General features: G+C 42.6%; 6 protein-coding genes. All 6 read right to left on the reverse strand.

Annotated features, from left to right (window positions below):
- Positions 1-116: 116 nt before the first annotated feature.
- On the reverse strand, positions 117-2105 hold the full coding sequence (locus K4H96_RS01415) for an ABC transporter permease (RefSeq protein WP_227956322.1): 1989 nt from the start codon (positions 2103-2105) through the stop codon (positions 117-119).
- Positions 2105-2866, reverse strand: a complete 762-nt coding sequence (locus K4H96_RS01420; protein WP_223313372.1) for an ABC transporter ATP-binding protein — start codon at positions 2864-2866, stop codon at positions 2105-2107. The genes K4H96_RS01415 and K4H96_RS01420 overlap by 1 nt, the downstream gene beginning before the upstream one ends.
- Positions 2867-3044: 178 nt before the next feature.
- On the reverse strand, positions 3045-3176 hold the full coding sequence (locus tag K4H96_RS12265; RefSeq protein ID WP_009659231.1) for a hypothetical protein: 132 nt from the start codon (positions 3174-3176) through the stop codon (positions 3045-3047).
- A gap of 344 nt (positions 3177-3520) precedes the next feature.
- Complete coding sequence (locus tag K4H96_RS01425) at positions 3521-4708, reverse strand: NADH-dependent flavin oxidoreductase (protein ID WP_011837268.1); 1188 nt, start codon at positions 4706-4708, stop codon at positions 3521-3523.
- Between the two features lie 163 nt (positions 4709-4871).
- Positions 4872-10775: a SpaA isopeptide-forming pilin-related protein gene (locus K4H96_RS01430; protein WP_223337148.1), complete on the reverse strand. Its 5904-nt coding sequence runs from the start codon at positions 10773-10775 to the stop codon at positions 4872-4874.
- 326 nt (positions 10776-11101) lie between these two features.
- Positions 11102-11842 (reverse strand): class I SAM-dependent methyltransferase, encoded by a 741-nt coding sequence (locus K4H96_RS01435; RefSeq protein WP_223337149.1) that lies wholly within the window; start codon positions 11840-11842, stop codon positions 11102-11104.
- Positions 11843-11971: the final 129 nt, after the last annotated feature.

Raw genomic sequence — 11971 nt, forward strand, 5'->3', positions numbered from 1 at the left:
CATATTTCCTCCCTTTTAGGAATCCTTCTCAGAAATTTACCGAAAAGAAAGGCTGAGAGAAATCTCAGCCTAAGTCTTTAAAATAGATGAAAGGTATATGATGCCTGTCTCTGCTATCACATGGCCACAATTTTACGATAGCTGCGAGATGTAATGAGAAAAACACCAACATATACTGCAATAAACAAAGCACAAACACCGAGAGTCATCACTAACATGAGTGTGGCATTCAGCACCCCTAAAGCAGATAAAATCAAGCTCAACATGTGATAGGCAAATGCCAAATGAAGAAAGGCAAAGATTATGGGTAGGAAGAAGACTATCAGAATTTGCCTACGAATTGTTTGCTTAATTTGTTTTTCATCCAATCCAACCTTTTGTAAAATAACAAAGCCTTCTCGATCTTCATAGCCTTCRGAAATCTGCTTGTAGTAGATGATAAGAACAGTTCCAAGCATAAAAACGATTGATAGGAAAATTCCAATAAAGAACATGCCGCCTAGCATTCCTTTTATTTCTTGCTTATCAAAGGCTGTCACCGAACCATAAATACCTTGATTTTCAGGTAAGGTGGTATTAAAACTACTTAGCTTTTCTTGGTATGCTTCTTTGAGTTTTCTCTGTTCTTCTTTTGGAAGCTTGAGATTTAATCCTCCATAATAGTTAACATTGACAGCGTAATCGTTCATCAATGAAGAAAAGATTTGACTCGGATTTTTAGCTACCATATAGATTTTTTCAGGCACTATCATATTCATCGGATCGGGTATATTACCGAAAACGAAATCTTCTTTTAATTTTTTCTTGATTTTTAAATTTTTATCASCTAGCTGTAAATCTTTTTTGCTATCTAGTTCCAGTCCTTGCTCAAATATGGCTATTTCATTATCTTTAAGCTGAAGACTTTGACCCGTCATTCCTTGATAATCACTCTCAGAAATGGCCAAAATATAAAGATTTGGAGTGAATGATTTCTGTCCCTTAGAATAAATATCTAGCTGATTACCAGTTCGACCGCTAACTCCTATCGTATAATACTGGTAAATAACTTTTTTACTAATCTGTAGCTGCTGCTCTTGAACAAACTCTGTCAAAGCTTGGTCCAGCACCTCACCTGTTATTTCTTTTCCTTGGATACTGAAATCATGCGGGAACATGGCATTCTGCATATAATCACCGCCAGCATAAATGTTAGCTCCACCAGATAAGGTAACCAAAACCATTGTCGACAAAATAGAAATCGTCGCTAAACCGATTGCATTTTTCTTCATTCGAAAAATTAGATTAGATACCGAAATCATGTTATCAGGCTGATAATAAAATGTCTTCTTCTTTTTCAAAAATTGTAAGAAAACAGTCGTTCCTGCATTGAAAAGTAGATAAGTCCCTAGAATAACAAAAAGTACAGCTACGAAGAAAATGATAATGGCTGCCATCGGATTAGATACACCTAAAGCAAGATAATAGCCAAAAGCGAGAGAAGACATACCAATAATAGTTTGSAAGAGTAAAAAGCGACTCTTTTTCTSCCCGCTATTTTTTTCTTTGACTAATTGCAGAGCATCAAACTTTCTTAAGTAAAAGCCGTTTTTAATTAGCAAACAGAAAAATACAAAAGCATAGAAAATGATAATCAATACCAATACAAAAGGTTGAAATGTCGAAACTAGAACCACCTTGGTACCCATGAGCTTGAGCAGAAAGGCATAAATCAACTGGTCAAAGAGAAGACCTATAGTCAGCCCCAAGCTTACAGCCACTAGCCCGAAGATTAGTAGCTCAATAAAGGTCATAACAAAGAGATGACTCTTATTAAGACCTAGCATACCATAAAGCCCTAGCTCCTTGGAGCGATTCTTCATAACAAATTGATTGGCATAAAAGACAATAATTCCAGCTGTGATGTTTACAATAACAACCCCTAGGACCAAAACGAGGATAACAGAGCTGGCACCTGTCATTTTGGATAGATTGGGATTAAAAGCCAAGGAGTTGAAAATATAAGAAATGGCTACAGCCACACAGGTAGCCAGTGCAAAAGGATAATAGAGACGGCGGTTCTTAATCAGATTGGATACCGCCAATTTTGCTGCTAATCGAAACACTAGTTCTTCACCTCACTTGCCATAACTGTCAGAGTATCGGAAATCTCTTGAAACATCTGCCGCTCGGTCTTGTCACCGCGAAAGATTTGGTTATAAAGAATCCCATCCTTGATAAAGAGCACCCGCTTGGCGCGGCTAGCCGCCGCCGTTGAGTGAGTCACCATGAGAATGGTTTGACCGCGGGCATTAATGTCGTCAAAGACATCCAGCAACGCCGCTGAAGACTTGGAATCCAAGGCTCCCGTCGGCTCGTCCGCCAGCAGAATCTCAGGGTCTGTGATGATGGCCCGAGCTACTGCAACCCGTTGCTTCTGGCCACCGGAAATCTCATAAGGAAACTTCTCTTGCAGCTTGTTAATCCCCAGTTCGTTGCAGGTCGTGACCAGCTTTTGCATCATCTCGGTAATGGGACGGCGAGAGAGGACCAGCGGCAGGAGAATATTATCCTTGACCGACAGGGTATCCAGCAGGTTGAAATCCTGAAAGACAAAGCCTAATTTCTCTCGGCGGAAGCTGGAAGCTTGGCTGTTTTTGATGGTTGCTGTGTCAGTTCCATTGAGAAAGACGCGGCCCTCTGTTGGCTTGTCTAGCATGGCTAGGATGTTGAGTAGGGTGGATTTCCCAGAACCTGACTCCCCCATGATGGCGACATATTCGCCTTTTTCTACTGTAAAGTGAATGTCTTTCAGTGCCTCTACTTGGCTGCCCTGAAAGCGGGTTTTATAAATCTTTTTCACGTGCTGTACGTCTAATAATGTCATACTCGAACCTCTTCTTTATTTAACTTGATACTACTATCATACCGGAAAGACAGACAAGTTTCCATAACCTAATCTTTCATTTTGCCTGCCAATCTTACATTTTTGTCATCTTGTGCTCCAAGTCGGATAAAGAGAAAAGTCAACTGACCTTTCTCTTATCCTTGAATACTGGAATCTCTCAGTGACTGTACTGCAGCCAGAAATAATATTGACTGGAAGCACAGCCTAGGCGAGTCTTCTCGATTTCTTCCTTGGAAATCTTTTGAGCTTTAGGTTTACTTTGGCGATGGTTAAAAAGATTGATTTTCATAGCGGGCCTCCTTCTTGAAATCTGATTTTTAGTTTGGAAGATAATTATCTTCTTTTTCTTTACACTTATAGGATACCGAATTCCCAGGCTAGCTGCCATAAGATAACCTTTCATTTTAGCCTTTAAACTTACATTTTTGTCACTTAAAAAAATAGTTTTCGATTGCCCTTAAACTGCGTCAATAGGCCAAAATTCAACGATACCTATCGGCTTCTTTCGTCAAGAATAAAAAACCGGAATTTGTTTCCGGTTTTCATAATATATTTCCTCAATTTAAAGATATAGTAGTTTTCTTTCCAGAGGAGGTTCAGGCTTCTGTCAATACTATCTTGAATAGGCTATTCTTACTGCCCTTCATCCCCATATTTACCAGTATGAAGGTGGGTAATACTGTCATGACCAGGGAGAGGAGGCAGCCCACCAGAGTCCTTACGGCTGAACACTTCAAGCAAGCCCGGTGTCAATTGAGAATTTTTCAACTGCTCAGGGCTAATCTCATGGACAATTTCTGCTCCTTGTCCCGTCTGTATTTTATAGCCAAACAGCGGGTCAATCAAGGTACCACGGCCGATTGCAACCAAATCCGCAGCCGTATCCTCAATAGCAGCTTCTGCATCTTCCTGACTAAAGACACCACCGATTGTAATCAGTTTGGTTTGCTCATCCATCACTTCCTTAAAATGATCTGCATAGCTCTTGTCTGATCCTGCAGGTTTTGAAGCATAGCCGCCCAAAAGCGACAAATGGATGTAGTCTAGTTCGTGCTTGACTATCTCCTTGACCAAAAGTTTGGCTTCTTCATAAGTATAGCCTACTTGATCTTCATGGATTTCATCTGGGCTAATCCGATAGCCAATAATAAAATCTTCTGGCGCATACATGGCCGCAGCACGCTTCACTTCCTCGACTACCGCCAAAGGAAAGGCCATACGTTTTTCCAAAGTTCCGCCCCATCTGTCCTGACGAACATTGGATGTGCTAGAAAAGAATTGCTGCAGCAGATAGTGGTTGGCACCATGGATTTCCACTCCTGAAAAACCAGCTTGAACTGCACGTTTGACTGCCCGACCAAAATCCTTGATAATTTCAAGGATTTCTTCATCGGTCAATTCTCTCACCGGATATGGCAGGAAAGAAAAATCTAAGGCACTGGGAGCCAATACTTCCTCACCCTTCAAAGCACGGCCGGAAGCTGCTATCCCACCATGATGAAGCTGCAAAATCGCTTTATTGCCATCTTTTTGAAGGGCAGTAGCTAATTTTCTCTCCCCTTCGATGTGGTCATCAGAGTAAATACCTAATTGAACTGGATAGCCAGTCTGGTAACAAGGCCCTCCTGATGAACTAACATAATGAAATTCAGTAATCAAAAGACTTGCTGCCTGAGAGCGTGCTCCGTAGTATCGCAAAGTATCATCAGACACAAATCCTCCTTCTAAGCCACTAAAAGTATACATAGGGGACAGCACCAAACGGTTGGTTAATTTGGCACCGTGGCGCAATTGAATCGGGTCTATAATTTGTTTAGACATAGTAAAAATATCCTTTCTTCTTTGACAACTATTATAGAAGATTCAGAGGCAAAAACAAGGGCTTTTCAGTAAGTGGTATTAACCATCAGGTATCCGGTAAGAAAACGATGGTCAGTTGCATAAAAAAACAAGCGTCAATGTTCATTGACACTTGTTTTCTGTTTTATTTTTTGAAACGGATCCCGAAATAAACCCCACAACCAACTATCAGAATCAAACCGAAAGCAAGTAGCGTAAAGCTGATTTCTGTACCTGTGAAAGGCAGAATTTTCTTCGTCTTCCCCTTATCTCCAGGTTTATCTTGGTCTTTTTCTATTGGTTTATCTTGATTTGATTTTTTCGGATCTGGTTCATCTGTTTTTTTAGACGGATCCTTGTCTGGGCCAGTCGGTTTCGTTTGGTCAGTTACGACTAACTTTCCACCCTTGTATTCTACTGTATTTCCATTGGCATTTACGACTGTTACTGTGCCATCGAGATTCACTTGGAACACGATGTCGGTAACAGCTAGATAACCGGTTGGGGCTGCAGCTTCATGGAAGGTATATACTCCAGGAGCTAATCCAAGCTCATGCGATGTATTTGCTTCTGAAGTCCATTTCGCTACAGGATTGCCAGTTGCCTCTTTGCCTTGGAAAATTTGAATCTCTGCACCGGCAATTTCAGTACCGCCAAGGTTGACCTTACTAAAGGTCACCTTACGTGGAAGATCATCGTCTTTATCGGTTACAGTCACTTTGGAACCATCGGTTACAACCTTGTTGTCTTCACCCTTGGAGTCTTTCTCGCCAACGTTTGTCACTTCCACTGTGCCGTCTTGTTTGACTTGGAAAGTGATGTCGGTTACTTTGAGGTAACCGGTTGGGGCTGCTTCCTCATGGAAAGTATAAGTACCTGGAGTCAAGTTCAATTCTTTAGACTTACCAGCTTCGGATGTCCAGCTTTCGACTGCGTTTCCTTCAGCTTTCTCGCCCTTGTAAATCTTGATCTCAGCACCGGCAATTTCAGTACCGCCTAGGTTGACCTTACTGAAGGTCACCTTACGTGGCAGATCATCATCTTTGTCAGTCACCGTAACAGTTGAGCCGTTGGTTACGACCTTGTTCTCTTCACCCTTAGCGTCTTTTTCTCCTACGCTAGTCACTTCCACTGTGCCATCATGGTTGACTTGGAATGTGATGTCGGTTACTTTGAGGTAGCCTGTTGGAGCTGCTTCTTCATGGAAGGTGTAGGTGCCTGGAGTCAAGTTGATGTCCTTAGACTTGTTAGCTTCAGATGTCCAGCTTTCTACGACTGTACCTTCTGCCTTATCGCCCTTGTAGATCTTAATCTGTGCACCGGCGATTTCTGTTCCACCAAGGCTTACCTTACTGAAGCTAATCTTACGTGGAAGGTCATCATCCTTATCGGTTACTGTAACAGTTGAACCGTTGGTTACGACCTTGTTCTCTTCACCCTTAGCGTCCTTCTCGCCAACATAGGTCACTTCCACTGTGCCGTCATGGTTAACTTGGAAAGTGATATCTGTTACTTTAAGGTAACCGGTTGGTGCGACTTCCTCATGGAAGGTGTAAGTGCCTGGAGTCAAGTTGATATCCTTAGACTTACCAGCTTCAGATGTCCAGCTTTCGACAGCTGTGCCTTCAGCTTTGTTGCCCTTGTAAATCTTGATTTGAGCACCTGCGATTTCAGTTCCGCCGAGGTTGACCTTACTGAAGGTAATCTTACGTGGAAGATCGTCGTCCTTATCGGTTACTGTAACAGTTGAGCCGTTGGTTACGACCTTGTTCTCTTCACCCTTAGAGTCTTTTTCTCCTACGCTAGTCACTTCCACTGTACCGTCATGCTTGACTTGGAATGTGATGTCGGTCACTTTGAGGTAGCCGGTCGGTGCTGCTTCCTCATGGAAAGTATAAGTGCCCGGAGTCAAGTTGATATCCTTAGACTTACCAGCTTCAGATGTCCAGCTTTCTACTGGATTGCCTTCTGCCTTATCGCCCTTGTAGATCTTGATTTGAGCACCGGCGATTTCTGTTCCACCAAGGCTTACCTTACTGAAGGTCACCTTACGTGGGAGATCATCATCTTTGTCAGTCACCGTAACAGTTGAGCCGTTGGTTACGACCTTGTTGTCTTCACCTTTAGAGTCTTTCTCTCCGACATTGGTTACTTCCACTGTGCCGTTATGTTTGACTTGGAAAGTAATGTCTGTCACTTTGAGGTAGCCGGTCGGTGCTGCTTCCTCATGGAAAGTGTAAGTACCTGGTGCCAAGTTGAGGTCTTTAGACTTACCAGCTTCAGATGTCCAGCTTTCAACGGCTGTGCCCTCTGCTTTCTCGCCCTTGTAGATCTTGATTTGAGCTCCAGCGATTTCTGTACCACCAAGGCTAACCTTACTGAAGGTAATCTTACGTGGTTGGTCATCATCTTTATCAGTGACAGTTACTTTAGAACCATCAGTTACGACCTTGTTGTCTTCACCTTTAGAGTCTTTTTCACCAACGTTGGTCACTTCCACTGTGCCATCATGCTTGACTTGGAAGGTGATGTCGGTTACTTTCAAGTAGCCGGTCGGTGCTGCTTCCTCATGGAAGGTATAAGTACCTGGTGACAAGTTGATGTCCTTAGACTTACCAGCTTCAGATGTCCAGCTTTCGACTGCTTGGCCTTCTGCTTTGTCGCCCTTGTAGATCTTGATTTGAGCTCCTGCAATTTCAGTACCGCCGAGGTTAACCTTACTAAAGGTCACCTTACGTGGAAGATCATCGTCCTTATCGGTTACTATAACAGTTGAGCTGTTAGTTACGACCTTGTTCTCTTCACCCTTAGAGTCTTTTTCTCCAACGTTTGTCACTTCCACCGTGCCGTCTGTTTTGACTTGGAAGGTGATGTCAGTAACTTTCAGGTAACCTGTTGGAGCTGCTTCCTCATGGAAGGTGTAGGTGCCTGGAGTCAAGTTGATATCCTTAGACTGATTAGCTTCAGATGTCCAGCTTTCTACGGCTGTACCTTCAGCTTTATCGCCCTTGTAAATCTTGATTTCAGCACCGGCGATTTCAGTACCGCCTAAGTTGACCTTACTGAAGGTCAACTTACGTGGAAGATCGTCGTCCTTATCGGTTACTGTAACAGTTGAACCATTAGTCGCAACGGTGTTCGCTTCACCCTTAGCGTCTTTCTCGCCAACGTTTGTCACTTCCACTGTACCGTCATGTTTGACTTGGAATGTGATGTCGGTTACTTTGAGGTAACCGGTTGGAGCTGCTTCTTCATGGAAAGTGTAAGTACCAGGTGCCAAGTTGATGTCCTTTGACTTACCAGCTTCAGATGTCCAGCTTTCGACTGCGTTTCCTTCAGCTTTATCGCCCTTGTAAATTTTGATCTCAGCACCAGCAATCTCAGTACCGCCGAGGTTGACCTTACTGAAGGTTACCTTACGTGGAAGATCATCGTCCTTATCGGTTACAGTCAGTGTTGCTCCATTGGTCGCAACGGTGTTAGATTCACCCTTAGCGTCCTTCTCACCAACATTGGTCACTTCCACTGTTCCGTCATGTTTGACTTGGAAGGTGATGTCCGTTACTTTGAGATAGCCGGTTGGTGCGGCTTCCTCATGGAAGGTATAAGTACCTGGTGCCAAGTTGATGTCCTTAGACTGATTAGCCTCGGAAGTCCAGCTTTCTACTGCGTTCCCTTCGGCTTTATCGCCCTTGTAGATCTTGATTTCAGCACCAGCAATCTCAGTACCACCGAGGTTGACCTTACTGAAAGTAATGGCTTTAAGACTATTGTCCTCTTTATCGGTTACAGTAAGAACCAAGCCATTTGCTTCAACAGAATCTGTTGCTCCTTTAGCATCAACTGTAATGGTGCCATCAGAATGAACTGTGAATTTAATATCTTCTACAGCTACAAATCCAGCAGGAGCAAGGCTCTCTTTCAGAGAATAAGTTCCTGGAGCTAATTTTACTACCTTAGATGCGTTGGCTTCGGATGTCCACTCTGCAAGAGGTTTAGCTTCAGGACGAATCCGACTGCCTTTGTAGAGTTTCAATTTCGCCCCTGGGATTTCCTTCCCGTTTGGATCTACTTTCTTGATAGTCACATCACGTTCTGAGTCGTCATCCTTGTCTGTTACCTTCAAAGTTGCTCCATCAGTCACAACCTTGTTGTTTTCACCTTTGGAGTCTTTCTCTCCGACATTGGTCACTTCCACTGTTCCGTCATGTTTGACTTGGAAAGTGATGTCAGTTACTTTCAGGTAGCCAGTTGGCGCGGCTTCCTCATGGAAGGTGTAAATACCAGGCTCCAAATTGATTGCTTTAGACTGATTGGCTTCGGATGTCCAGCTTTCTACTGCTTGACCCTGCGCTTTGTTGCCTTTGAAAATCTTAATTTGAGCACCAGCAATCTCAGTACCGCCCAGATTGACTTTACTGAAGGTAATGGCTTTAGGACTATTGTCCTCCTTGTCAGTAATCGTCAGAATTGAACCTGCTGCTTGAACGGTATCTTCTGCTCCTTTTTTCACAAGAGCAACAGTACCATTAGCACCTACTGTAAATGTGATATCTTCTACATATTGATAACCAGCAGGAGCGTTAGCTTCAGTCAGTGTATAGGTTCCTGGAGACAATTTTATTACTTTAGAAGTGTCAGCCTCAGAAGTCCAGTCTGCAACGGGAGCTTCTTCCTGAACAACATGATCACCTTTATAGATTTTCAGTTGCGCACCAGGAATTTCTTTCCCATTTGGATCTACTTTTTTGAAAGTTACATCCTGCTCGGTTACCGTCTTCTTATTGACGATCTCGCGCGATACAGATTTGTCTGTTCCAAAATCCTGGGAACCAATCTTAATTTCCTCAGTTAATTTATCATATCCTGTAGGAGGAGTAACTTCACGGATGGTATAATCATCGCGCAACAAGTCACCCAAGTTGGCATTCCCGTTAGAATCTGTGGTTAATTTTCCGACAACTGCTCCGCTTCGATCACGAACAACTTCAAATTCTGCACCTTGCAGGTTCTCACCATTTTCATTAACCTTATGAAGCTTAATAGTGAAAACATAGCCTTCTCCAACACCGCCGGCAATCTGATAAGAGCGATTTTCAGCTGATGTCGTTGTTTGACCACCGTTATAGGTCATGGTAGCACTATTGGAAACACGCTCACCATCAACAAGATCGTAATCTGCTTTTGTCTTATAGTCCAGCAAATACCCGAAACCATCCATGTCGCCAAGATCAATCGTGAATCCATCACCAGCGGCATTTTCCGTAATTTTTGATTGGAAATTAGCTGTCACGTCTTCTGTTGAATCCCGCACCCAATCTCCATTATTCCAGCGCCAAGCAATTTTATAGACTCGAATTGAGTCTCTCATGATTTTAAAATTAGGCGAGGTAATCTTGTCAGTTATCGTTACATCGGTATAATGTTCCATATTGCGGTTAATCGCAATATTGTAATGAACTTCATTCTTACCGTCTTCTGCTGCCTGATAAGAGCTCTTCTCAATTTTTGAGTCATATCTTTTGGGCGGTCCATTATAATGGACGATTCCCGGATACAACATCCGACCTCCTACGGTAAATCCACCATTCAAGTCACCTTCTTGTCTCACAACATCATGGTCAACTCGTGCATAGAAGAAGAATTCTCCTTGGACACCAGACTTTTGCTCAACATAATTTGTATAGGTCAAAGTAATGGTCTTGTTGGTTGAATCCAAAAATCCATTTGCAACTACATTATCCGAGCTGTCCTTAAGTTCAATAGCTGAAGAGTTCCCAAAAGCATACTCAGAAGGCAAGGTGATTGTTGTCGTGTCCCCTTGATGTACTTGATTATCCGGCAAGACAAACTTTGCGTAAACTCGAAAAGTTTCCCAAATATCAACCCCCTGCGTTAATTCTCCACCAGAAGAATTCTTTATACTCATCTCCGTGATAGCATTACCAATCTCAGCTGCTTGCACCTGAGTCAGTGGAGCCAAAGATGGCAGAATTACTCCTAAAAAAAGAATAATAAGGTGGAGCAATGCTCTAATCCTTTTGTTCATGCAATTTTCCTTTCTCACAATATTCAGTTTTAAATGTACAATGTAATTGTATACTAACTGAGCTTCCCCATCTTGTCAGTGCCCACTTTTTAAAAGCGAACATTTATAGATACATTACATCTACATTTTATCATACTATAAGAAAAATGGCTATACACAAAAGGAAATTTTTTTAACATTTGTTTACCTTTTTGTCATTTAGAAAAGGTGGACGATTTGTATGGTTCATTTGCAAATCAGACCACTATTGCTAGGGCCAATTGCGTCTGACAATCAATGTCCTCAATAACATAGAAAAACCGAAAACAAAGTCCGGTTCTTCTGATTTATTTCCTAAACGTCAGGACATAAAATTTCTCATCCCAGAGGAGTTTCAACTCCTTCTCCTTGACCCCTGCCGGTATAGCGGCCTCAATTTCTCCCAAATCAACCGTAGCGTCCTTAAAATAGTCCTTGCTGAAGTGGTTCTTCTTATATTGCTGGTCCACATAGTCTGCTGTCTCGTCTGAAATCATAATCTTAGTCCCTGGCTTAGCCACCCGCAGCATTTCCTGCATAGCCTTAGCCTTATCGCTAAAGAAATTAATCCCGCCGATATGATAGACGATGTCAAAGCTATTATCCGCAAAGGGTAGGTCCTCCGCACAAGCATGAAAGAGCTGCAGATTGGTCTTCTTGGCGCAGGATTTCTGGCATTTTTTCAGCATGCCTATGGAAATATCTGCCCCGACAAAGTCTAGGCTTTTCAGATCAATATTCTTAGGGAGGTAGCGCAGGTCTTGACCAGTCCCGATAGAGACATAAAGGACGGATAGATGATCCTTCCATTCTATTTCTGCCATCTGGTCCTTTCTCAGCTTGTCAATAGCCTTGCCATGAAGAAGTGGCCCCATCCATTTCTCACCAAAATCATACCAGCGAGCCAAGCGATTGTACATGGTCATGTATTTGGCATTGTCCCCTGAGACATAGTCCGGATTTAGCGCCAGATAGATGTCTCCGTCTTTTTGAAGATCCTCTAACTTCAAACCTGGCTTCAACTTCTCTTGTATTTTTGTATCTGTCATATCTTCTGTCTCCTTTTTCTATTTGCCATTTATTATAGAAGATTCTGAGCCAAAAACAAGAGGTTTTCCGTAAGTGGCTGCCCTGCATGAGTAACTGGAAGAAATTGCTAAGTAAGCTGCAAAAAAACT

It is taken from the genome of Streptococcus sanguinis, assembly GCF_020729765.1.
Classification (GTDB): domain Bacteria; phylum Bacillota; class Bacilli; order Lactobacillales; family Streptococcaceae; genus Streptococcus; species Streptococcus sanguinis_Q.

What these genes read in the sequence shown, in the direction of transcription:
- K4H96_RS01435 (WP_223337149.1), bottom strand. Translation starts at nt 11,842, where the DNA reads ATGACAGATACAAAAATACAAGAGAAGTTGAAGCCAGGTTTGAAGTTA.
- K4H96_RS01420 (WP_223313372.1), bottom strand. Translation starts at nt 2,866, where the DNA reads ATGACATTATTAGACGTACAGCACGTGAAAAAGATTTATAAAACCCGC.
- K4H96_RS01425 (WP_011837268.1), bottom strand. Translation starts at nt 4,708, where the DNA reads ATGTCTAAACAAATTATAGACCCGATTCAATTGCGCCACGGTGCCAAA.
- K4H96_RS01430 (WP_223337148.1), bottom strand. Translation starts at nt 10,775, where the DNA reads ATGAACAAAAGGATTAGAGCATTGCTCCACCTTATTATTCTTTTTTTA.
- K4H96_RS12265 (WP_009659231.1), bottom strand. Translation starts at nt 3,176, where the DNA reads ATGAAAATCAATCTTTTTAACCATCGCCAAAGTAAACCTAAAGCTCAA.